The sequence below is a fragment of the Huintestinicola sp. genome, from assembly GCF_050874005.1.
Taxonomy (GTDB): Bacteria; Bacillota; Clostridia; order Oscillospirales; family Ruminococcaceae; genus Huintestinicola.
In genome coordinates this window covers 47,651-71,107 of record NZ_JBNMJV010000010.1, presented here as the reverse complement: position 1 = coordinate 71,107, position 23,457 = coordinate 47,651, and the positions used below count along the sequence as shown (strand labels likewise).

At 45.0% G+C, this 23,457-nt stretch carries 25 protein-coding genes; 4 read left to right on the top strand and 21 right to left on the bottom strand.

Translation table 11 applies throughout. The annotated features are described in order from the left end of the window. Positions 1–69: 69 nt before the first annotated feature. Positions 70–1,188 (bottom strand): type IV pilus twitching motility protein PilT, encoded by a 1,119-nt coding sequence (locus ACR0QN_RS05415; protein ID WP_432650178.1) that lies wholly within the window; start codon positions 1,186–1,188, stop codon positions 70–72. 71 nt (positions 1,189–1,259) lie between these two features. Continuing rightward, a complete protein-coding gene (locus ACR0QN_RS05410; RefSeq protein ID WP_432650177.1) occupies positions 1,260–2,951 on the bottom strand; it encodes a GspE/PulE family protein in 1,692 nt (563 codons plus the stop codon). Positions 2,952–3,147: 196 nt separating this feature from the next. On the opposite strand from ACR0QN_RS05410, the gene ACR0QN_RS05405 reads away from it, so the two are divergent. Continuing rightward, positions 3,148–4,149 (top strand): prepilin peptidase, encoded by a 1,002-nt coding sequence (locus tag ACR0QN_RS05405; protein WP_432650176.1) that lies wholly within the window; start codon positions 3,148–3,150, stop codon positions 4,147–4,149. 58 nt (positions 4,150–4,207) lie between these two features. Here the strand turns inward: ACR0QN_RS05405 and ACR0QN_RS05400 are convergent, their stop codons facing one another. The 13 genes from ACR0QN_RS05400 to ACR0QN_RS05340 all read right to left on the bottom strand — a co-directional run bounded on the left by ACR0QN_RS05400 (position 4,208) and on the right by ACR0QN_RS05340 (position 16,902). Further along, entirely contained in the window at positions 4,208–5,011 is an 804-nt protein-coding gene (locus tag ACR0QN_RS05400; RefSeq protein WP_432650175.1) for a type II secretion system protein, read from the bottom strand. Positions 5,012–5,026: 15 nt separating this feature from the next. Then, positions 5,027–5,431, bottom strand: coding sequence for a PulJ/GspJ family protein (locus ACR0QN_RS05395; RefSeq protein ID WP_432650174.1), 405 nt, complete (start codon positions 5,429–5,431; stop codon positions 5,027–5,029). 4 nt (positions 5,432–5,435) lie between these two features. Beyond that, on the bottom strand, positions 5,436–8,060 hold the full coding sequence (locus ACR0QN_RS05390; RefSeq protein WP_432650173.1) for a hypothetical protein: 2,625 nt from the start codon (positions 8,058–8,060) through the stop codon (positions 5,436–5,438). Between the two features lie 127 nt (positions 8,061–8,187). After that, the gene (locus ACR0QN_RS05385; protein WP_432650172.1) at positions 8,188–8,949 is read right to left on the bottom strand and encodes a hypothetical protein; all 762 of its coding nucleotides are present in this window, start codon (positions 8,947–8,949) and stop codon (positions 8,188–8,190) included. Next, positions 8,946–10,502, bottom strand: a complete 1,557-nt coding sequence (gene pilM, locus ACR0QN_RS05380) for a pilus assembly protein PilM (RefSeq protein WP_432650171.1) — start codon at positions 10,500–10,502, stop codon at positions 8,946–8,948. Before pilM ends, ACR0QN_RS05385 begins: the two co-directional genes overlap by 4 nt. A gap of 66 nt (positions 10,503–10,568) precedes the next feature. Then, a complete protein-coding gene (locus tag ACR0QN_RS05375; protein ID WP_432650170.1) occupies positions 10,569–11,762 on the bottom strand; it encodes a type II secretion system F family protein in 1,194 nt (397 codons plus the stop codon). Positions 11,763–12,101: 339 nt separating this feature from the next. Then, a complete protein-coding gene (locus tag ACR0QN_RS05370; protein ID WP_432650169.1) occupies positions 12,102–12,920 on the bottom strand; it encodes an amidohydrolase family protein in 819 nt (272 codons plus the stop codon). Positions 12,921–12,935: 15 nt separating this feature from the next. After that, a complete protein-coding gene (locus ACR0QN_RS05365) occupies positions 12,936–13,376 on the bottom strand; it encodes a HEPN domain-containing protein (RefSeq protein WP_432650168.1) in 441 nt (146 codons plus the stop codon). After that, positions 13,360–13,677, bottom strand: a complete 318-nt coding sequence (locus ACR0QN_RS05360) for a hypothetical protein (RefSeq protein WP_432650167.1) — start codon at positions 13,675–13,677, stop codon at positions 13,360–13,362. The genes ACR0QN_RS05365 and ACR0QN_RS05360 overlap by 17 nt, the downstream gene beginning before the upstream one ends. Positions 13,678–13,919: 242 nt before the next feature. Continuing rightward, complete coding sequence (locus tag ACR0QN_RS05355) at positions 13,920–14,606, bottom strand: DUF6062 family protein (RefSeq protein WP_432650166.1); 687 nt, start codon at positions 14,604–14,606, stop codon at positions 13,920–13,922. A 22-nt stretch (positions 14,607–14,628) separates the two neighbouring features. After that, complete coding sequence (locus ACR0QN_RS05350) at positions 14,629–15,045, bottom strand: EamA family transporter (protein ID WP_432650165.1); 417 nt, start codon at positions 15,043–15,045, stop codon at positions 14,629–14,631. A gap of 18 nt (positions 15,046–15,063) precedes the next feature. Then, a complete protein-coding gene (locus ACR0QN_RS05345; protein WP_432650164.1) occupies positions 15,064–16,338 on the bottom strand; it encodes a transglutaminase domain-containing protein in 1,275 nt (424 codons plus the stop codon). A 249-nt stretch (positions 16,339–16,587) separates the two neighbouring features. After that, the gene (locus tag ACR0QN_RS05340) at positions 16,588–16,902 is read right to left on the bottom strand and encodes a helix-turn-helix domain-containing protein (protein WP_432650163.1); all 315 of its coding nucleotides are present in this window, start codon (positions 16,900–16,902) and stop codon (positions 16,588–16,590) included. 226 nt (positions 16,903–17,128) lie between these two features. Here ACR0QN_RS05340 and ACR0QN_RS05335 point away from each other — a divergent pair, with 226 nt between their 5' ends. Together ACR0QN_RS05335 and ACR0QN_RS05330 are read left to right on the top strand one after the other, a co-directional pair. Continuing rightward, positions 17,129–17,341 (top strand): hypothetical protein, encoded by a 213-nt coding sequence (locus ACR0QN_RS05335; RefSeq protein WP_432650162.1) that lies wholly within the window; start codon positions 17,129–17,131, stop codon positions 17,339–17,341. 196 nt (positions 17,342–17,537) lie between these two features. Beyond that, positions 17,538–18,608, top strand: coding sequence for a fibronectin type III domain-containing protein (locus tag ACR0QN_RS05330; RefSeq protein WP_432650161.1), 1,071 nt, complete (start codon positions 17,538–17,540; stop codon positions 18,606–18,608). 131 nt (positions 18,609–18,739) lie between these two features. On the opposite strand, the gene ACR0QN_RS05325 is transcribed toward ACR0QN_RS05330, so the two are convergent. The 6 genes from ACR0QN_RS05325 to ACR0QN_RS05300 all read right to left on the bottom strand — a co-directional run bounded on the left by ACR0QN_RS05325 (position 18,740) and on the right by ACR0QN_RS05300 (position 22,859). Continuing rightward, entirely contained in the window at positions 18,740–19,354 is a 615-nt protein-coding gene (locus ACR0QN_RS05325; RefSeq protein ID WP_432650160.1) for a flavin reductase, read from the bottom strand. A 25-nt stretch (positions 19,355–19,379) separates the two neighbouring features. Continuing rightward, positions 19,380–19,862, bottom strand: coding sequence for a 2-C-methyl-D-erythritol 2,4-cyclodiphosphate synthase (gene ispF / locus ACR0QN_RS05320; protein WP_432650159.1), 483 nt, complete (start codon positions 19,860–19,862; stop codon positions 19,380–19,382). Then, a complete protein-coding gene (ispD, locus tag ACR0QN_RS05315) occupies positions 19,859–20,560 on the bottom strand; it encodes a 2-C-methyl-D-erythritol 4-phosphate cytidylyltransferase (RefSeq protein WP_432650158.1) in 702 nt (233 codons plus the stop codon). The genes ispF and ispD overlap by 4 nt, the downstream gene beginning before the upstream one ends. 7 nt (positions 20,561–20,567) lie before the next feature. Next, complete coding sequence (locus ACR0QN_RS05310) at positions 20,568–20,894, bottom strand: hypothetical protein (protein WP_432650157.1); 327 nt, start codon at positions 20,892–20,894, stop codon at positions 20,568–20,570. A 12-nt stretch (positions 20,895–20,906) separates the two neighbouring features. Beyond that, positions 20,907–21,662, bottom strand: coding sequence for a TPM domain-containing protein (locus ACR0QN_RS05305; protein WP_432650156.1), 756 nt, complete (start codon positions 21,660–21,662; stop codon positions 20,907–20,909). A gap of 129 nt (positions 21,663–21,791) precedes the next feature. Beyond that, positions 21,792–22,859 (bottom strand): hypothetical protein, encoded by a 1,068-nt coding sequence (locus ACR0QN_RS05300; RefSeq protein WP_432650155.1) that lies wholly within the window; start codon positions 22,857–22,859, stop codon positions 21,792–21,794. 371 nt (positions 22,860–23,230) lie between these two features. Between ACR0QN_RS05300 and ACR0QN_RS05295 the strand changes: the two genes are divergently transcribed. Further along, positions 23,231–23,353: a hypothetical protein gene (locus ACR0QN_RS05295; RefSeq protein WP_432650154.1), complete on the top strand. Its 123-nt coding sequence runs from the start codon at positions 23,231–23,233 to the stop codon at positions 23,351–23,353. Positions 23,354–23,457 lie beyond the last annotated feature (104 nt).

The window sequence follows — 23,457 nt, the reverse complement described above, 5'->3', positions numbered from 1 at the left end:
TTTTACTTTCGGAGCAGAATATGGAAAACTGCTCCGAAAGCAGTGAAAAATCACTGAAAATTGTACATTTTATCTCTGTATAGACATATCGCCCTTCATATAACGTTCGAACTCGTTGATATCGAGGCTCTTCTCTCTTGCGTGCATCTCGGTGATAACTCTTTCCTTTACCATACGTGCAAGCTCGTAGTCGAGGCAGACCATTCCGTCCTTCTTACCTGTCTGGATAGCAGTCTGGATAAGGTGGACCTTGTTGTCACGGATCATAGCCTTGATGGAGTCGGTAGCGTTAAGTATCTCAAGAGCAGCAACACGTCCTGTGCCGTCAGCTCTGGGGATAAGGGTCTGAGCAATGATACCTACGAGAACGGTAGCCAGCTGAGTACGGATCTGGTTCTGCTGGTGAGCGGGGAATGCGTCGATGATACGGTTGATGGTATCGGAAGCAGATGTGGTATGAAGTGTACTCATAACCAAGTGACCTGTTTCGGCGGCGGTTACGGCAGCCGTAATTGTTTCGTAGTCACGCATTTCTCCTACGAGGATAACATCGGGGTCTTCACGGAGAGCAGCACGGAGGGAGAGGGCGAAGGATTCAACGTCGTCGCCGACCTCACGCTGATTTATCATACATCTCTTATGCTCGTGAATGTACTCGATAGGGTCCTCAACGGTGATAACGTGAGCGCTGCGGTTGCAGTTAACGTAATCTATCATAGCCGCAAGTGTTGTAGATTTACCGGAACCTGTAGGACCTGTTACAAGTATAAGTCCTCTGGGACGCATAGCGAAATCGCCAAGGATAGGGGGGAGGTCAAGGTCCTCAAGGGTAGGTATATCATTTCTCAGGAGACGGATAGCAACAGCAACATCGCCTCTCTGGTGATAAACATTGACTCTGTGACGGTAGCCGCGCTTGGTAACATATGAGAAGTCGGTATCGATCCTGTTTTTGATATTCTCAATGTTTCTGCCGCCTGTCATCTGCTCAACGATCTTCATAATAGCGCCGTCAGTCATTTCGGGGTATGAGCTGAGCTTGCGTAATGTACCGTGAAGTCGCACGATAGGCGATATCTTGGTAGTGAAGTGAACGTCGGAGCATCCGAGAACACGGGCTTCGTCGAGAATTTTGTCAATATTTATGACAATTCTTTCCGCAGGCTTTTTTTCGATATCAATATCCATTTTATCCTCCAATCTGCCGCTTGGCGGCAAACAAAATTAACTGTTGATTATTCTGCCGAAAAGCAGTATGATCATACTGCGAATGTCAGCTTTACAAGCTCGTCCATAGTAGTCCTGCCCATTTCAACAAGCTCGGCAACGTTGTCACGGAGAAGCTTGCAGCCCTCCTGTCTTGCCAGCTGAGAAATAGCGTCTGTTTTGCCGTCAGCGGCGATAAGTGAAGCCATAGTAGGTGTACAGAGAAGTATCTCGTGGGTAGCTGTACGTCCCGTATAACCCGTGTTGTTGCACTTGGGACAGCCGCAGGCATCATAGATGGTAACGGATTCGGAAATGCCGAGAAGCTCGTTTTCCTCTGCCGTGGAGACCCTTGGAGTCTTGCACTCGTCGCATACGACCTTACAAAGTCTCTGAGCAACGATACCGATAAGGGAAGTAGCCACCATATAAGGCGCAACACCCATATCCACCAGACGGGTAACGGTAGAAGCCGCATCGTTTGTATGGAGTGTGGAGAGCACCATATGACCCGTGATAGCGGCTCTGATGGCGATCTCGGCAGTTTCCTGGTCACGCATTTCTCCGACCATTACGATATCGGGGTCCTGACGGAGGATAGAACGAAGAGCTGCGGCAAAGGTCATACCTGCCTTTGCGTTTACCTGACACTGGTTAATGCCTTCGATGTTCTTCTCGACAGGGTCTTCGACTGTAATAACGTTAACATTAGGCTTAGCAAGCTCACCGAGAGCGGCGTAAAGGGTAGTAGTTTTACCTGAACCTGTAGGACCCGTAACCAGCATAACGCCCTGGGGGACCTTGATAAGTCTGGAAAATCTGTCGTAGTTATAATCGGTCATACCAAGGTCTGTAATTTTACGCACGCCCACATCGCCTGTGGCAAGGATACGTATAACGCACTTCTCGCCGTTAACGGTGGGAAGGTTAGATACACGGACATCAAGAGTAGTGCCGTCAACGACCTGAGTGAAACGGCCGTCCTGAGGGACTCTCTTCTCGGCGATGTTCATACCGCTGATGATCTTGATACGGGTTATGAGTGAGTTATGTACAACATTTGAAACGTTCATCAGCTCGATAAGGTCGCCGTTAACACGGATACGGATACGTGTGTAGGTCTTGAACGGCTCGATATGGATATCCGTTGCGTCCGCACGGAAGGAGTTTTCCACGATTGTGGTACAGAGCTTAACGATAGGAGCGTTGTCGACTCTCTCGGCGATCTCCGCAGCAGCTTCGTCCACCTCTTCATCGCCCTTGAACTGATCCTCAACGGAGCTGATAACGTTGCCCACGTTAGCGTTGGAGTAGATCTTGCCGATAGCCTTGGTGATAGCAGCCTTAGTAGCGAGAACGGGAACAACGTCCATACCCGTTGTGACCTTGATATCCTCGAAGATGTAGAAGTTAACGGGGTCGTAGGAAGCAACTGTAAGGCGCTTACCGGTTATCTTGATCGCAATGATAGTATGTTTTCTTGCCAGTGCTTCGGGAATTTTCTTTACCGCCTCAACATCAATTTCAAACTCGGGGTCGTCAAGATCCACGAAGGTCAGATTATTTTTCCTTGCCAGGACCTGACCGAACTGAACATCGGTAACAAAGCCAAGCTCGACAACGTAATCGCCGAAAAATTTACCTGGCGTATTATCGTTCTTTTTGGCGTCGAGGGCAGCCTGCAGCTGTTCATCGGTGATTATTCCCTCGTTCACCATATACTGGCCAATAGGAATATTCTTCATAAGTGTTTAAACTCCTTCTCCGCAGACGAGTGAGATGGTTCCGACCGCCCTTCTGCGGGAAAAGCGTCGGAATATATTTTTGCGGAAAACCGCATTTTGGCTTGAAAAAAGATAAGATATATGATAATATAATAAGTAACGTCACCGCATTTTAAGCGGGCGAAACGAATTTTCACAGTTAAAGGAGACTGATAAAATGAGCAGCCTGAGTGTTGAGACCCTTGAGACCATTCTGACGGTCATGATCTACTTTTTTGTATTCCTTTTCGGAATAACCATCGGAAGCTTTTTAAATGTCTGTATATACAGGCTTCCCAAAGGCGAGTCGCTGATCACCAACAATTCTCACTGTATGACCTGCGGAACAGAGATCAAGCGTTATGACCTGATACCTGTATTCAGCTGGTTGATACTCAGAGGAAAATGCCGTGCCTGCGGAGCGAAGATAACGCCTCGATATATGATAATCGAGCTTATGACGGGACTTGTTTTCTTGGGAGTTTTTATGCGTTATGATTTTATGACCTACGGGCTTTACCCCGTAATGCTTTGCCTGTTTATGTCAGGACTGATAGTTCTGTGCTTCCAGGATGTGGATACGCAGGAGATGTGTGTTTCCGTCCTTGTTTACACATTTCTTATAGCAGCAGTCTCTCACGTGCTGAGCTTTATTAACTGCTCTGACGGGAAGCTTCTCACATTCCCTGAAATAAGCTTGAATGACGGTATCATCGGAATGTTCTGTATAAGCCTGCCGCTTCTGCTTATAGGCTTTGTGATAACACCGCTGTTCTACAATGCCTTTGCGGACGAGAACAGAAAAGAACTGAGGGGAATAAAGGCTAACATCAAAAGGACATCTCAGAGTGACAGAAATTATGCTGTGCTTGTTTCCAAGAAGGAAGCTCTTGAAGCAAAGATCAAGGAGCAGCCTCCCGTATTCGGTTTTGGAATGGGAGATATCATTCTGATGGCTGCAGGCGGTCTGATGCTTGGTGTTAAAGCCACAGTGACCGCAGCAGTTATTGCAGTTTTTGCAGGTGCTGTTTACGGAGTGATCCTCAAGTCCGTTAGGAAAGAGGAGAACGAGTCAAATGCTTTTGCATTTGGTCCGTTTCTTATCATCGGCCTTACCGTGGGAGCATTTGCGGGAGGAAGGCTTATTGATATGTATCTTGCAAGCTTTGGTGTAAGGTAAAAACAGTTTTAAAAAAACGACCCGTGCCGTGCCAGGCACGGGTCATTCTTTTTAGTAATTAATCAAAGGTATCCTTGGTCGTATACACAAAGTAGATGGGCTTTTGTCCACCCGGTCCTTTTGAAGTTGAAACCGTTCCGGAAGTGATTTCAGTACCATTTTCTTTTATTACTTTAAATATAAAGTTACCTGAATTGCTTAATGGTTTGCTTCCGTATGAAAGAATTTCATATGTGCCTTCAACAGGATTTGATGAACTTGAGGAAAAAGCGTTGGGATTTGATGCTTTGACATTTTCGGATAAGTAAAAATCACTTGTTGTCGTAAGCTTCATCATACTGCTGTTCATTTCAACCTTGAGAAAATAATCTCCTTGCTGATAATATGCATCTCCGAGAGCCATATAATATGATCCGGAAAAACCATCAGTACTGCATCCCGTCTTGGAAATACTTCCTGTCATTGTTGCATCTTGAATTTTTGTAATTATTCTTCCCATATATGTGGGTGAATATTTGGAATATGTCCACTGATTGGTTCCGTCAAAGCAGATCAATTCAACCTTTTTAGGGTTAGTGATTTTGTTGCCGTAGATGTCAATTGGTTCAGCATCCAGAAATTTATTAATTGCATTCTGGGGAGTGCCGCCTTCAACAATATAAAGATTTGTTGCAAGCCGCATATTTTCTCCGATGTATGTGCAAATTGCATTTTCAACATTCTTTTGATCGTTTATTACTTTTGCTGAAGCTGCGGTTTCTGAAATAGGTTCAACTAATTGAATGATTCCCGTCATCAGAATGCCGAAAACAGCTATTGCAACGATCAGCTCGACTAATGTAAATGCTTTAAAAGTTTTCATTTTTCCACCTCACCATCATTCGAAATAGACATATCTCATACTATCGGCATAGGAACCATCGATAGCATAAGTATTATTCATTGTTTTTCCCTTAACCTGATAAGAGTCAACTTTGAATGTGTAATCATCCGCACCATGTGTATTAAGTGCTGTCTCAGTAGTAGTGCCTATTTTGATTTTGGTTGCCTTAAAATCCTTTTGTGCTGTGGAAATCTTGTCGGCATCAGTATTGTTCCTTTTCTCGGCATCATCCATCTGCTTTGAAAGGCTGATGTTCTCCTCGTTGCTCATAGACGATACTCTCATAAGCTGACCGTATGCCTGAACAAGCAGAAGAGAAGATATTCCAAGAATAAACATGGCTATTATACACTCAATAAGGGTAAAACCTTTTAAAGTTTTTTTCTTCAAAATATCCATCTCCTTATCTGTAACGCTTATACAAGTTGATCGTTTTTTCGCCCGGATCATCAGGGGGAATCATTGACCAGATGCCTCTATCCTCACCGGTTTTATGAGTAGGATTAGCAGGATCAAAATTATAAGAGTTTGTAAAAGCAGAGCCCATTATAGCAATTGGAATTGTTTGCAGTGTGTACCCGCTATCTGCAAGAGTGAGGGTATAGTTGGTACCTCCACTTGAATCATAGCGAAAATCTGTCTTTGGAGCATCAATTTGAGCGCATATAACAGGAGGAACTCCTCCGACACCATTAGTGTCCAGCTTATATACAACCATTGTTTTTACAAGCGGGTTATGGCTCGAATCATCGCATACATACAACTGAGTTTTTGATCCTCTCGGTGCTCCTGCAAGCTGATTAATGGCATGTGTTTTAACATTTATGGTATTAAAATCTACAAGCATAAACTGATGGTCAGTACCTCCAAGGTCTAACTGACCACTGGAACTTGTAAGGTAAATCTTTAATGTGTTTTCGCCGTTTACGTAGAATCTTCCTTTTACAACATCTTTAAATACTACTGTAATATCACCGTCTGTTGTATCAAAAAGAATATCTCCGGAATATTGACCCTTAAGTTCAAGAATGCCATCATCCTTTGTTATTATGCTGTCAAAAGTAAGATTTGTATATTTGGTTGGATTTGTGAAGTCGGCATCGGAAGGATCATTCGCTATTTTTATTGTTCCTCCGGAAACTCCGGGAACTCCGGTTCCTGATGCATGACGGGCTGTGCTTGCAGGAAGAGTATCACGAGGCAAAAGATGTGACCAAAGGAACGACTGTGTTGTGCTTGCGAAAGTACCATTATCAGTAGCGTTCCATGCACCTGAATCAAAACGTTCATTAAATATGCTTCTTTGAGTTTTAAGCTCAAGCACGTTGGTGGACAATCCTCCAAGATTTCCGGGAAGTGTTATTTTTCTCTTGAATGTAGATGTGTCATAAGAAGAATCAGAATCATAGTCTAATTTCAATACCTTGGAATGATCATATGTGATTTCGTGATCAGCAGGGTTACTCATATCCCTATCAGAAACAAAAGTCATATAGCCGGGATGAGTAGGATTAAAGTCATATGATGTGGTAACGCTAAAATCACTTGCTGTTCCCGTTGGACCTAAACTTCCAAAGTTCAGTGTTCCGCTGAAAGTACTGGTTCCAAGAAGATCACGAAGAGCTTTTTTGGCTTTAACCGTACCTGAGACTGATGTATCAATAAATGTGCTTTCGGGTCCTGTAATATAAATATTGTTGTACCAACTGGTTCCGGTCGGAGTGCCGCTTGGTGGATTGTTATCATTGTAAATAAAATTGTTTACAAAGAAAGTGATCTCTTGTGCAACGCAACCGGATTGTGACGTAAGGTAACTATCTGAGCATATGAAATTTCCTTTGGCATGGTTGTAGTGTGTGAAGGGTTTATGAGCAATTGCGTTTTCGCAATAAAAGGAACTACCGTCTTGTGCAAATACTACGCCTTCTGAATTCGTTCCACTATTAAAGGTGCCTGTTACCATGAAAACTTGTTCATTTTCAATCACAAGTTCAGTTCCACTGGCAGTAAGATTTAAATTACCAAATAGTGATACATTACCTGTTGTAACAGAGTTGTTGTCGAAATTATAAGTAGTGTTTTCAAGGCTGTTTGCTTCGTTGATCATTCTGATCTTTGAACCGGGGTTCATTTTACTGAGTGAGCTTACGCCATTGATCTTAGGCTCAGGCTCTTTGGTGGATAAATAAACAGTATACTGATAGGACTGACCGTTATAATTTGCTTCACAGGTTGCTTTGATTCTGAAATAGTCTTTTTTTCTGTCGCCGAGAATGAATCTTTTTCCGATGGGGTCGGTTACAGATCCACCAAGATCATACTGTCTTTCAAGAACCTGAAGCTTAACGGTGATCTTATCATTTGCTCCGGCATCAAGCATTTTAGCAACCATATCACCGCTGTCGTCAATAGACATATCAGCTATCGTCGATAAATCGAATGTATATACAACAGTGTCAGCTTCTCCTGGTTTCAGTGATGAACTCCAGTCATATTTAACTGCATACTGACTCTTGTAACCGTTAAAATCGGAATCACTTGTAATAGCAGTACCGGCACCGCCCAGGTCTGTAGCGGTAATATTAACTTCTGATTCATCTGAAATTTTTCCGGCGTCTTTTTGTTTCTTGTACCATAAATTGGCATTTGAACCGGTTGTTTCAGTACATATAGGTACCTGATAAAGAACGCACTCCTCGTATCTTCCTCTTTTAAGCTTACAAGGACTAGCATTTCCCTTCAGCACCTTTATTGGGTCTCCACCGCCTTCATAATAATATACATCTTGCCAACTAAGTGCATCACTTGAATTATCAAGAATGTTGTCCAAGCAGGCGTTTAATGTCGATCGCATAGTATAGTATGCCTGGTTTTCTTCATACTTCTGGTTAACACGCTGATTTGTAGAGTAAACCACAGCAATGGAACCGGCGAGAAGAATAATAAGTACCGTCATAACTGCAAGGATCATTATAAGTACTGCGCCCTTGAACTTTGCGGGATTCTTTTTTGCCTTTGCCGCATTCATACATTTCCACCCTTTCTAAAAAATTAATATTTTGCGCAAGATTTTGTAAAAAGATTTTGCAATTTTATAAACAAGCCCACCCGAAAAAGCAAATTTTGTTTTTTCGGGTCGGACGTGTTATTTAAAATTACTCAGCAGCAGTTTCGGAAAGTGCTGCGGGAGCTGCATCGACATCAGCAGGATCAAGAGGATAGATCTCATAGATAGCGATGGTAATGTCACCGGCGAACTTAGGATCTTCGGGATCGGCAGAAGGATCTTCAATATAAGAGCCGGAGAAGGTAAGAATGTAAATGTTCTTTTCATTGTCAGCAATGAGCTGAATGGCATCAAGAACATTATTGCTGTCGTCACATTCATAAGTAACTGTAGCAATTGTTCCGCCGACTTTAACATTTGCGGGAGGCTCGGGATAGCTATCGTTATAAGCATATCCAACCTCGGGAGGAAGCTTGCCGGCAATATCGCCGTTGACCTTCATAGGATAAGCTACAGCGTTCTTGTTGTAGTAATATGCTTCAAGGTCAGTATCTGTGAGGGGATCCATTGTAACGCCTGTGATCTTAAGATCGGCTACAGGAGCAAGTGCTTCCATAAGGTATTTGCTTATCTGATAAGTGTCGCCGTATTCCTTTTCGCTGAGGAACTGTTCCTGATCCTTAACAACAGCCTTGATATTGTCTTCAAGCTGTTTTTTCAGATCATCGAGGGTGCCGATCTTAGCATCGACCTGAGCCTTTTCGTCCTCTTTAGCAGCAAGTCTTTCCTTGGACACCTGGAGATCTTCATACTTGGGCTTAGCAAAGCAGAAAATTCCAACACCAAGAACTACAAGGACCGAAACGACAATAATAATGACTTTATCTCTGTAAGAGAGCTTCATACTCATTCTGCAGCACCGCCTTCCTCAGTTACATTGACTGTTTCTCTTTCTACCTCAATGGGTCTGAGGTTAAACTGGATCACAAATTCTAAGATATCGTCTGTTTCATTAAAGATCTGCTGAAACTCTTCAGAGAATTCAATTTTACTGAAGCCTCCATAGATGATGTTGTCGAATTCATCAAGATCGTAGATTGCCTGAGCAACATTGTCGGGAGCAAGATTATCCTTTGTCAGACAGGTCAAGGTGATCTGACCGGAAGCGAAGGAAAGCTCCTTGACCGTACATTCCTGACCTTCAACGGTTTCAAACAATCTGTTGATAAGCTCTGCCTGAGCCGGATTTTTGGTTGCGAAATTATCGATTGCAGTATCGAGATCGTTCTTGTAAAGAGCAACCTTGTCGATCTTGTTTTGGGTGAGATCTACTTCAGCCAGAGTCTTAACGACTTCGGGACTGTTGATGTACTCATCGATCTCAGCAACCTTCTTATCATTGTTGTTGATAGCGTTTCCTATTCCCAGGTTAACTGCAAGAACAGCAGCTGCTGCAAGAACGACTGCACCGCCCCAGGAGAGGAGGAAGCCTGAACCTGCATCGCTTCGGCCTGCGGAGGAGTCTGTCTCAAGGAGATTGATACGGTCAACGTCCTTGTTGCTTCTGAACATCGCACCGATGGCGTTAGCATATGTAAGAGCCTCGATGTTCTCATAACCGCTTATATTTGCGGTGTTCACGCTCAGCTGGCTTGTGGATATCTCCATACCCTCGAGAGCGTTTGTGAGACGGATATATTCGCTTGTGTCACCGTAGAATATAACGTTCTGAATGGGGTTCTGGGGATTTCTTGACTTGTGGAACTGAACCATTCTGTAGATATTCTCGTTAACAGCCTCGTAAACATAGTCCTCGGAATTATCGTAGTCCAGGGGATCGATAGAAGCAAATCTTGCGAAGGAGAGCTGATTGTTCTCATAAAGGTTGATACTTACGAATGTGGGATCGACCTGAACTACCAGCATAGGCATTCTCGAAGAGATCTTCCTGTCGCTGAGGATAAGTCTGGAGATAGCGTTACAGGAAACGCACACCGACTTCAGCGAAATATTGAGCATCTGGAAAACCTTTCTGAAGCAGTCAACCACTTCAAAGGGGCAGGCGGTAGCCAGGATCTTCTGAGCCTGAACGCCCTCCTCCTCGACCTCTCCTGCTATGGAGTAGGAAATGGAGTATTCCTCAGCAATACCCATAGTATGCTGCATCTGGTTAGTAACCATTGTGAGCATCTGGGAACTGGTCTTTGCCTTGGGGATATGGAGCTCCTTGAAGATAACAAGGTTTGAAGAAAGTGTAACAACAGCTTCCTTATCCTCCATACCGTGAGCCTTGAGCTCGTCGTTAATGATGTTTGCCAATCTGGGAATATCTTTTATATGACCGTTTACGATCAGACCTTCCTGAAGATCGATGGTGGAGGCTGCGGAAAGTCTGATCTTTCCTCTTGCCTCTGAACCACGAACAATGCGGATATGTCTGTCAGTAATATCAAATGAAAGCATTCTCGTCACCTCACTGATTTCTATAGAATTTTTTATTTACGGGACGACCCCGATAGAATACTTTGATTAGGTAATGTTGCCCATAGAGTTGTAGATTGCGGGGAGGATACCTGCGATAACAAGACCGATACAAGTACCCATGAAGATGATCATTACAGGCTCGATGAGACCAACGAGACGTGTAATAGCTTCGTCTGCTTCTTCCTTGTAGAAGGCTGCGGATTTGGTGAGGATGGAGTCAAGAGCGCCGGATTCCTCACCGACATAGATGATAGATGTGAACATGGACTCGAAAATGCCCGTTCTCTGAATGGATACCGAAAGGGTCTCGCCCTGCTTTACCTCATCGATAACGGTCTCAAACTTCTTGGATATGTAAGTATTGTTGAGGATATTGGAGGACTTTGCGAGGCACTCAACCATGGGGATACCCGAGGAATAAAGGGAAGCGAGGGTGGAGCCGAAACGGGCTGTATAAACCTTTACTACCAGAGGACCTACAGGTTTCATTTTGATAATGAGCTGATCCCATTTGTATCTTACATCGGGTATCTTCATAGCGTATTTGATAGTGAATACCAGTGCAGCAATAACAAGAACTATCACCCACCAGTACTTCTTGAAGCCGTCCGAGAATGCAAACAGCGCACCGGTCAGACCCTTCATATCTTCTTCGGTAAGAAGATCCTTGAAGGTAGGCATAATGAACGTAAACATAATGATAACGATCGCAACGCAAAGAATTGCAAGGATGATAGGATACATCATTGAGCTCTTGATCTTGTTGTTGAGCTTTGCGTCACTGGTGTACTGATCCTCCATCTTTTTCATTACCTGGTCAAGGCTTCCTGAAGTCTCGCCTGCCTGAACCATTGAAATGAAGAAGTTGGGGAATGCATCGCCCTGCATCTTTACTGCGTCCGAGAAAGAAGTACCCTTCTGAACTTCCTCGTAGATCTCTCGGTAGATCCTCTTCGGAGCTTCCTTCTGCTGCTCTCTCTGCATGATATCAAGGCTCTTAACAAGAGTAAGTCCCGATGTCAGCATGGCGGAGAGCTGACGGCAGTCGTAAGCCAGCTCCTTGGTTGTGAACTTATGAAGATTTTTGCCGCTTCCGCCCTTGGCTTCCTTGTAGCTTGAACAGAAAAGGCCTTTCTCGTGGATCTTCTCGAGAAAATCATTGACATCTTCGGCATTCATTTTCTGATTCTTGACGACTTTGCCCTGAACGTCGGTAGCCGTATAGATAAAAGTCTTCATTAAGCTTTGACACCTCCGAATAAAAAATTACGTTATACCGAAATGCATTGCGTTTTGCACCCATAGCGATACTTTTCACAAGCATTTCAAATACTTATCATATTATAGCATTTTGACGAAAAATTAGCAATATGTTAATTTAACCAAATTGTAACCAAATATTAGGGAGTATTAACCAAATGTATCAAATCCCGTCCTGTACCGTTGTACAAAAACAATAAACGGCACGAAATTTTAACCTGATTTTCATTAACACGCAACAAATTCGCAGGAATTTTCGTCAAGATTTTTGGGCAGTTCATTCATAAAGCGTCTGTTTTGTAACCTTTGACAACAGTATTACGAAAGCCCCAAAAGCATTTCTGCATTTTTGTATAAAATGCCCTGTTTTTCATCTTCGGAAACAGGAGTTTCCCGAATGAGACGGATATCGTCTGCAGGGTCGTTCCAGGGACTGTCCGAAGCAAAAAGCACCTTGTCCGCTCCGAATGCCCGGATAAGCTCAGTCATTTTGGCGGGAGATAACCGTCCTGCCGCATAAGCCGTGTCCACCCACAGCCCCTCCGCCCCTGCAAGAAGCTCGGCAGCCCTGTCCTCAAGGCAGTTGCCGCCCATATGAGCAAGAACGAATTTTACGCCGCTCACCTTGTCCAGCACCCTCGCCATTCTTTCGGGGGTAACGTGGATATCCCTGGGCGAAACGCAGTCAAGACCTGCGTGAAGAACGCATATAAGCCCATATTCCCCGCAGCGGCGGTAAATTTGCAGCATACGCTCCTCGTCCGCATAAAATCCCTGGAAATCCCCGTGAAGCTTTATGCCCTTGTACCCGTCCCTTGCCAGAGCCTCAAGCTGCTCCTCAAAGGTTTCATCGGGAAAGAACGCTCCGAAAGGGATTATCCTCGGGTCATTCTGTGCAAATTCCCTTGCCCATTCGTTTATGCCCCTTGGCTGAGATGGCTTTGTGGCAACGGGGAGCAGTACGGAAATATCAACTCCCGCCCTGTCCATACTGTCCGTAAGCCCCTTTGCGGTGCCGTCGGAGTACATTATCTCGGGAAATCCCATATCCGCCTTGTGAACGGAGCTTACAAGCCCTGCCATAGCACGCTGTGCCAGAGCGTCGGGGAATGCGTGTGTGTGAAAATCAATTATCAAAAGAACGCTTCCTTTTTACTTTTTGCTTTTTCTGTGGTAGCTGCCGAAATCGAACTTGGTAAGGGAGCATATAAAGTCCATCATTTCCTTGCTCATTCTGAGCAGGGACTTCATAGTTTCCTCGTCTATCTCCAGAGGAATATCGGCAGGGTACCTTGTTTCGATGTAGTATCTGTTCAGAACTGCGCTTTCGTCCAGCCACTGAACGAAGCTGCTGTCCATCATAGCCGCCTGCTTGCACAGCCAGGTAAGGTTGTGACCGTCAAGAAGCTTTCTGCTTTTAAAAAGGAGATAGCCTTTAAGCGCCTTCTCAATGCATTGCTGACAATGGAAAGCAGCGGTGTAATAAAGCTTTGGCTCGGGAGCCAGCAGCTCAGCCGCCATCATATCCAGCGAAGCGTGATATATCCAGTCGTAATACCGCTTGCTGTCGCCCTTTTTAGCACCTCTTGACATAGAGAAGTTCACCGCCGTTCTCGACTCTGTATGCAAACGAGCAGTCGTCCTCGGCGCACTCGTTCCAGTCGGTAAGGTTGTACACGATAAAATCGCAGGGCACGGGACAGTCGGTTTTAAGGAGCAGACGAGTCTCCAGAGGTCCGGGGCTTACACTGTCGGGCACCACAACACATAGCTTGAAGCCGGTAAGCCCGCCCTTTGAATTTTTCTTCTCGGACACAAGGTATATCATACAGGGGTCGCACAAAGCGGTGATATCCTCGGTCATCTGAGCGATTATCTTTTTTCCCTCGGGCATACACATTCCTCCCTTTTGAAGGGAACCTCCGCAACACCTTTACGTCAGTTTTCCGGAGAACCCCTAAAATAAATATACAATTTTCTGTGATATAATTATACCACATTTCGCACAAAAAGTCAACCGTTTTTCGGTATAATATTTGGTAAAACAGTTGGACTTTTTCTGTTTCTGACTGTCGGATATCAAATAAACAGCCGGCTTCCATTTGAAAGCCGGCTGTATCTGTAATAAACTGTGTCTCAAGGCTGTCTCGAGGTCAGAAACCCCACTGCCCGTTCAATGCTGTCTCTGGAATTACCCCAGTCGGCGTCCTTGCCCGAGCTGCGGTAATCGTACATGGAACAGAATTTTGAAACGTCCTCGTAAAGAGTATTCATATAATTCTCGGTAAGCTGCCTGCAAAGCTCGTTAAAGCTGTCAAACTCCTGTTTTTTCAGGTAATTCGGAGCAATAGACTGCAAAAGGTCAAAGTGGGGCAGACAGATAAATTCCTGCTCTGAAAGGAGCTGCCTTGTGCCCGGGTCACCAAACATCTCAAAAAATGTCCTCATAAGCCGCTCCATGCCCCAGTCTATCTTTTCGCAGACAAAGCAGCTCTCGTTTATCTCGGAAAGCCGTTTCTTGCGGGCATTTTTCGGCTCAAAAAGTTTTTTGCGTGAAAAAAGCTGCCCCCTCGTCTCGTCCAGATGGGTCTGAAGCATAAGTGCAAGGGACAGGCGGTTTTTCTGTTTGAGCATCTGAGAAAAATGCACCGAGCAGAAGCCTGCACGGTTTGTCTCAATGCGCACATCAGGCTCCATCATCGCCGCACCCATAATATATTCCACCGTCCTGCTCTCCAGCATATTCCTCATACGGCATATGGGGCAGCCCTCCTTTGGCTCAAGTATCTCGCTTATGGGAATGGTAAGAATGCTCTCTCTCATTGGGATAACCGTCCTTTTCCTGTCATTTTGAAATAAGTATAAGAGTGCCTGCGGTAATAAGCACCGCACCCAGCAGAGTTTTCGGAGTAAACTTCTCGTGTAAAAACACCGCCGCAAGAATAAGCGTAATGACCACGCTCAGCTTGTCCACAGGCACGACCTTTGATACCTCGCCTATCTGGATAGCCTTGTAATAGCACAGCCATGAAGCACCCGTAGCAAGCCCCGAAAGAATAAGGAATATCCAGCTTTTGCGTGAAATATCCGAAATGCCGCCCTGCCCCTTTGTGAGAAAGACCATTCCCCACGCCATAATAAGCACCACCACAGTCCTTATGGCAGTAGCCAGATTTGACTCCACATTTTCAATGCCGATCTTGGCAAGCACCGACGTGAGAGCGGCAAACACCGCCGATAAAAGCGCAAACACAAGCCACATAAGGCTCACCTCTTATTTTTAATAATAATAAACAGCCGAATAATCGCTGCCCTCGCCAATATACTCAGAAACCTGAGCCTTGTCTGAAGCACTTGCGTAGAAGGTGGGGTCGAGCAGCTCCCAGCCGCCCTTGTCAAGGAACAGGTCAACAGTTATCCAACCCGTTTCCTCGGTGTATATCTCATTCCAGGCGTGATAAACGTCACCTCGGACATACCCCATCACAAGCTTTGCGGGAATGCCCTGGGAGCGGCACATTGAAGCAAAAAGTGAAGCATAGTCGAAGCATATTCCCTTGCCGCTTTCAAGAGTAGCATCGGGGTCGGGGATATATCCGCTTTTGACATTTGCCGCCAGTTCCTTGTCATAGGTGATGTGACTCGTCACATACTCAAACATTGCCGCCGCTTTATCAATAGTACCCGTTTTTCCCGAACAAAGCTCTGCCGCCTTGTAAACGCACTTGTCGGACTGACTGTAATTTATGTACTGAGAGGGCAGCAAAAAGGGCGACAGCCCGTCCTTTATGGAAACCTCGAAATCCATATCCATCGCAATGGCATAGGTCTTGCCTGAAACATTTTCAAGCACCTTTATATTGTATGTTCCGCTGCCCGACTGCAAAGGAAAAACGGTGCCCCCCGGGTCAAGGGCATAGTCATAGACCGCATCGCCCTTGGTGATACGCACCTTTACCTTTTTGCACTCTCCCTTGTAAGAGACCATCACCACTCCGTCGGAGGCAGATGTGATATCGGCAGCGGCAAGCTTGTTTTCCAGCATTTTCTCCCCCGTAAAGCTGCCGGTTTTTATTTTGGGAACGACCACCTTTTCGGGTTTTTCGCTGACAACTGCGGACAGGGTAGTCAAAGCCGGCTCTGTTTCGGGAGGAACGCTCTCGGAAGTCTCTGAACTTAAAAGCTCTGAATATTCCGTCTCGGTGATGATCTCCGAAACGGACGGTTCTGTTTCGGTGACGATCGGTGATGTTTCGGTTTTGGTTTCGGTCTCGGGATTTTCGGTCAATTCTTCCGCTGTTTCCGAAGGAACTGCAGAAGAGGCTGTGGAAGTCTCCGAAGTTATGTGTGACATCTCTGAGCTTTCGGCATATGTTTCGCTTTCGGGAGACGTACTCGCTATAGTATCGGCAGTTTCGGATATGAAAGTGCTTTCGGGAAACGAAGAAAACGTCTCGGACGATGATGCCGAAGTATCTGCCGCACCCTCATTCTGACTGCCGCAGGAACACATCAAAAGCGCCGCCGCAAAAGCCGCAAAAATATTCTTCTTCAAACCATCACCGCCCGTTTCCGGCACCCTGCCGCTATTATCCCATTTTGTTTAATTATACCATATTTAAAGTGATTTTGTCAAGCGCAGGCTGAGCCTGCAGCCACTCGTTTTTGCATTGAAATACACGGGAATCAATATTGCTGTTAAGTCACATCTCGAAATGATTTCCCTGGGGAGGGGCGATTGTTTAGTGATATATATTTTTCATAAAAGAATTATTGCGGCAGAAAAATATGCAAAACAAGTATTTTATTCGGATTTTTTTATTGTTAGGTCTACAAGATCATATATTATTTCCTGCTGACACTTGTTTAGTTTTCTTAGCTTTGTGATAAGGGAAAGCTCCTTTACGGTCAGTTCTGCGCCGAAATTATATTCAAGCAGACAGTCCGTTGTGACACCGAGAATAAAAGCGGCTTTTTTTACAAGCTCAAAGTCGGGCTGACGTCTGTTTTTTATATAACCGTTCAGGGTCGTGGGAGCAATATTGAGGGCTGATGCAAAATCCCTTTGAGATATCCCGTTTTCTTCAAGAAGCTCCGCTAATTTATCGCCAAATGCCATATTATCACATCCTTATAAGCAAATTATACAGGAAATGAGGAGGCTTTTTGTTATTATGCTCAAAACGAGTACAATATACTTTACAATCCGCATAATGAATACTATAATATTAAGTAGTAAAGACTCCATTCGGTCTTATCCATAATTCAAGTATTACAGGCAGTTAAAACGGTAAAGTACAAAAATTTCTTTATTCGGCAGGCAAATAATTACGGGAGGAACGTTAATGGGAAAACAGTATATTTATAATACCGGTACCGGTGTGCTGCATATTAAAAATTACTGCCATCACAGCAAGGGTTGCCTTGATGATCGGATATACAAATTTTTTTCTTCCGAAAATGATGCTGTGGCATATTCAAATGGTTCGTTAAGAATGTGCAAGCTATGCTCAAAAGAAAGAGATAAACTTATTGAAAAAAATCCTTTGAAGCTTTGAGACGGGAGGTGTGAAAAATCATTCTATGCTGTTAAAGCCTTAAGTAAATTTTTTGCCGAACGTTATAAAAAACGTTTTACTGTTCTGATACTATAGCAAGACAGCAAGACCGGAAATAGACTGCCGAACTTGGCTGGATATTTTTGTGGATTGCTGTAATGGAAGACTCAAATAATTATCAGGAGATGTTGTAAAAATGGTATCAAAGAAAATTATGTTTGCCGCAGCTTTTCTATCCGCAGTAATGTGTGTGGGAACAGTGCCTGTCTCTAATAATGCTGTTTATGCCGAAACATCGGCTGTATCTTCCGTAAAGGAAAGCGCTCCCTCAAATTTTTCATACACTGCCAAAACCACATCAATTACCTTAAAATGGTCTGATGTAAAAGGTGCGGATGCTTACAGGGTCTACAAATACGATCCAAAATTAAAAATGTATAAAAAATACAAAAACATCAAGGGTACCTCATGCAAGGTCACAGGGCTTTCTAAGGATACGAAATATTATTTTAAAGTCGCTGTTCTGAAAAAAACGGATAACGGATATACCGAGGGGGCAGTAAGCGGAAAAGTTTCCGCAAAGACAAAGCTGTATGACCTTCCTGCTTCGCCCTCCGCTGATTTTACGGGATTGGTCAAAAGTGAAGGCAAGACATATCATTTTAGAGATGGAAAGCTTGCTGCAGGTTGGGCGGTAGTCGGTGAAAATGCATACTATTTTAACAAATCCTCCTATGAGGCACAAACAGGCTGGATGAAATACGGAAGTCAGACCTATTACTTTTTCTCGGATGGAAAAATGGCTCGGAATGCTACAATAACCGTTGACGGAAACCGCTGCACATTTGACGAAAACGGTATATTGCAAGGTGAGTTGCCTGCTTTCTACCAGCTTTCCGACCGGGGACAAAAGATCGCCTCCGAAATGTTTAAGTATATTGAACAGTTTAACTCTCCCACATCCGTAAAGATCACAGGGGCATATGATTATGAACCGACTTCTGACCGCGATACGGAAAGGGGATATTGGCTGAAGATCTCGGCAGAAAACAAAATGGGCGGAACAACTCACGAGTGGTATCACATAGTGACCAGCCACAGTGGCTACAAGTTTGATGACCATCATAGTGTGGGATTTCATCAGACTGAACCTATCGGTATTTATGGACAGTATGTTCAGATCGATTTGGATTCGGCTATGAGCAAAGATGAGCTTAAGCTTCTCAATCAGGCGATCAAAGATTATCTTGAAGAGCTTGGTTACTAAATTTGATTGAAATATTATGTGCCGCAAACCAAATTTATTATGTCAAAATCCCGCACGTAAAATGAATTATGTTGCTATTTGAAAAAAGAACCGCTTTCGAAGAAGCGGTTCTTTTTTCGTACAAGAAAGTATCAGTTCTTTTCAAAATCCACAGCACCGTGCTTGCAGATAGGGCATACAAAATCCGCAGGCAGCTCCTCGCCCTCGTAAACGTAGCCGCAGACCTTGCATACCCAGCCTGTTTTCTTCTGAGCGGCAGGACGGGGCTTAACATTTGCCTGATAATACTCGTATGTCATAGAAGGCTTGTCCGAAAGCACCTCGCCGTCGGTCATCTCCGCAATGAACATAGTGTGAGTGCCGAGATCGACCTCTTTGACAACCTTACCCGACATAAACGCATTTGCATATGCGCTTACATAAAGCAGACCGTTGTCCGCATACTTGGGAGCAAACTTGTAGGAATCGGGAGTGCCGAACTTCATAGAGTCCCTGCCGCTCTGAAAACCGAAATGCTTGAACAGCTCAAAGGGAGCAGTCTGGTCAATAACAGAAACGTTGAACTTGCCCGTGTTCTTTATCATATCGTGGGTGAGATTGCCCTTGTTCACCGTAACAGCTATCTGCATAGGGTCGCTTGTAAGCTGAATAACGGTGTTAACGATACAGCCGTTGTCCTTATCTCCCTCCGAAGCGGTGAGAACGAAAAGACCGTAGGATATCTTGTAAACTGATTTTTTGTTCATAATATTTTTCCTCCTGAAATTTAATTTACTCCGAAAGCTCCGTGACCGTGCATACAGCGTGAGCCGCAGCACCCTGTCCCGAGCCTGTAAAGCCAAGTTTCTCCTCGGTGGTCGCCTTGACGCTCACAAAGGAAACGTCAATCCCCATAGCGCCTGCAAGGGTCTCTCTGATAATTTCCGTATAAGGCGAGAGCTTGGGATTCTGACATACCACCGTGCAGTCGATGTTATACGGCGCATAGCCCTTATCCCGAAGGAGCGCCGTTACCTGTTTCAGAAGCTCAATGCTGTAAGCGTTTTCCCAGGCAGGGTCATTGTCGGGAAAATATTTTCCGATATCCCCCAGCGCACAGGCACCCAGAAGAGCGTCCATAACAGCGTGGGTGAGAACATCAGCGTCCGAATGCCCTAAAAGCCCGAAGGAATAGGGTATCTCCACCCCTCCAAGTATAAGCTTTCTTCCCGGTACCATCTTGTGAACATCATAGCCGTGACCTATCCTTATCATACCCCGCTGTCCTTCCTTTCCAAAGCCCCGAGAATAGCCTCAGCAATAGCCATATCCTCGGGAGTGGTTATTTTAATGTTCCTGTAATCGGAATGAGTAAGATGAATTTTGCCCCCCACCGCCTCCGCAAGCTGGCAGTCATCGGTAAAATCAAGACCGTGATCTCCCGCAAAATTCACCCCGTCAAAATAAAGCTTTTTCTTGAATATCTGAGGGGTCTGGGTTATATAAAGCCTGTTCCTGTCGGGGGTGTCGGTAACAAAGCCGCCCTCCGCCTGCTTGATGGTGTCCTTTACGGGAACAGCAAGAGCCGCACCGCCGAATATGGAAGCGTCCCTTATGCACTGTTTTATAAATTCAGCCTTGACAAGAGGACGTGCCCCATCGTGAACGGCAATCAGAGAAGTCTCTCTCGATACCCTTTTCAGAGCGTTCACCACCGACTGCTGACGGGTCTCTCCGCCCTCTGCACAGCCTGCAAACTTGGTAATGCCGTACTCCTTGGCAATGCCTTCCACCGTACCAATATCCTCGGGACGAGCGGAAACGATTATCTCGCCCACTTCCTCAAGCCCCTGAAAAACCATCATCGAACGGGCAATAACGGGAACTCCCCGAAGAAGGGCAAGCTGCTTGTTAACTCCCTCCATACGCTGAGACCTGCCGCCCGCAGCAATGATGACCGAAACCGTATCCATACTAAAATTATCCTTTCGTTTTTGGGGTAACGATTATGTCGGGGGGGATATTTCCGCCCGCATAGCTGTAGTGCACCGTAAAATTGTCATATTCTGTCCTTACGCCGTAATTATCCTCAAGGTAATCAAGGCTCTCGGGATAAGCCCCCTCCGCCGCATAGCAAAGCGCCGCTGCCTTGGAAATGCTTTCCTTGATGCTGCTCTGTCTAAGCTCTTCATTTGCGCTCCGGGAATTTGACAAAGCTATCAGCGTAAAGACCGCACCCACGCCGAATATAAGCAGGGGAGCGGCGGAGAATTTCCTCTCCCGCTTTCCCGTCCAGATGTTTTTCATAATAAAACTTCCTTAAAACTTGCCGCCGCTTCCGCCGGTATTCCCACCGCTGCTTGTGGTGCTTGTGTCGGAAGCCCGCTTAGTCCTTGTTACCTGAGAATAGAGGAAAATGTCACGTGAATTTGTAAGCTTAAAGCTTCCCTGACGGACATAATTATTCGCCATAGTTTCGGCACGTGTAGTTTTCATACTGCCCTTCATCACAAGTACGGTAATCAGACCAATCAAAAGACCGCAGCCTATACCAATGGGAATAGCATAAGAAGGTTCCTCATTGGGACCATACTCTTCAACATATTGTATTTCCGAAAGGACCTTGTCGGCGTACTTGTCAAAAGCTTCGTAATACTTTCCGTCAGTAAGATAGGGACGCAGCTCGTCAGCCGTATCATCAATGATAGAATGTGTCATTATCTCGTCATACATATTGCCGAAACCACGAATATAATAATCCCTGTATTCCATAGAAACAAGGTAAATTATACCGCTGCCGTCAATGCCTGCATCAAGTTCGTCAATTAAATAGTAGCTGTAATCCTCAGCGTCCATACCGTCCATACTGTCGGTAGTATAAACTATAACGTCCTGACCGTATGTAACGGCAATGTCCATAAGCTTATCTTCAAGAGCGACTTCCTCGTCCATCGACAGGAGATCGCCGTTATCATATACCTTATATTCGCTTTCCGCAGAAGCAGTCACCCCCCCTGCAAGCAGTACAGCCGCAGAGCAGGCAAGAGCGCAGAAAGTCCCTAATATCTTCTTCATATGCTTACTTTTCCTCCCTGTCAGATCTGTCGATTGCGTGGAGTATAAGGGACACCGCCGCAGATGTGCAGAAAGAAACCAAAAATGCCGTAATGACTTTTTTGAGACTCATAAGTGTACCCCTCCTTATTATACGCCGAGAAATCCGAGGATTATCGCCAGCACCGCAGCGGAGACCGCCGAGATCGCCGCAAACAATCCCCAGAACCTCGCCCGGGAAATAGGCAGCTCGCCCACAAATCTTCCTGTCTGACCGTTCATAGCAAAGGTGTAAAGCTTTCCGTCATACTTTGCGGTCATAAGCCACATCGGCATAAGAGCGTAATGTATCTGACCGTTTTCAAGGGATATGTTGGAGTTTTCCACCATAACGCCCGTATATGTATCCGCAGTCTGCCTGAAAGCGTATTCAACGCTTTCCTTTATACGTTCATCGGCTCTCGGACGGCTGTCCTCTGCGGAAACATCGTATTTGTCCGCAAGATATCCCGAAAGATAGGCAGGGTTAAATGCCGTGGCACCCGAGGGGTCAAAAGGCTCGATAGCCTCGGTTATCTCCTTCTGCAGCTTTGTTGTGCCGTCAACGGGAACGTGGTCAAATTCCATCGAGCCGTCTCTTACCAGCATATAATGATCTGTCCTTGTAACATCGTAGTCTCCCTCAGTCCAGCAGGAAACTCTGTTGGCTCTGAAACGGAAATGTGCCTTTGCTCCGCAGTCAAAGAGCCAGTAGGGGACATACATACCCTGAACGCTCTCAATGCGGTGGGAGGACATAAAATTGCCGGGGAGCAATGGACGCTTTTTACAGAACTCCTTGAATTTGGCAATAGCCTTATCTTTATCCACCTTAAAGGGGATAACGTAATCCGGTTTCAGCATACCGTCAAACTTGTCGTTTACCACAAAGGGGCTGTCGCAGTAGGGACAGGTGGTTGCGCCGAGACTTCTGTCGCCGGTTATCTCTGCTCCGCAGGAGCCGCAGGTGTAGGTGCATATATCGCCCTCAAGGCCCACCGTAGTTTCGGAAACGGTGCTCCAGTTCATATCATCGGAGGACTGCTCATTTCGTGAAAGCTCACTTACAGCCTCCACATCAAGCTCGGTGCCGCAGTATTCGCAGGACATTTTCTGTGCTTCGGAGGAGAATGTCAGCTCCGCTCCGCAGCAGGGGCATTTGAATGCGGTGATGCTCATTATAATGACCATCCTTTCATAAAGAGTTTTGTGGCTTTCGTCAGAAAATTTCGGACTTTAGTCCGAAAAACAAAACTTGGTTTGAAAATCTCTGATTTTCAAACATTACCTCTTTTCTGTTTGGCAAAAAGAAATTATTTCTTTTATATTTTATCATACTTTTTCTATTAAGTCAACACAAATTATGGCAATAGCATTGATAAAATCCTATGACCCGATGCAAATGCATTGACATTTCGGAGCAAATGTGCTATAATAAATATACTTACCGGGCAGTTTATTTGTATCGTTACCGAGCCGACAGTTATGATGCCCAAGTAAATTATAGAACGTCTCGCTGCGGGTCGTCACCCGCTGACTATATAAAGGATATGGCTGAAAACTATTTCGGCATAGGCAGGGCTGTGCTGATAAAGGCGGAAATGCTTGATATAGAGGGAAATGACCCGGAAAGGATACTTGCGGAATGTGCGGAGCATTATTATCTTGACTGAACGGTCAGACTTTTGATTTGTGATTTTTTTGACAAATTGTAAAAAATTGCGAAAGATAAAAAAAATCCCGGATTTTTCTTGTAACTTGTGAGAAAATGTTGTAT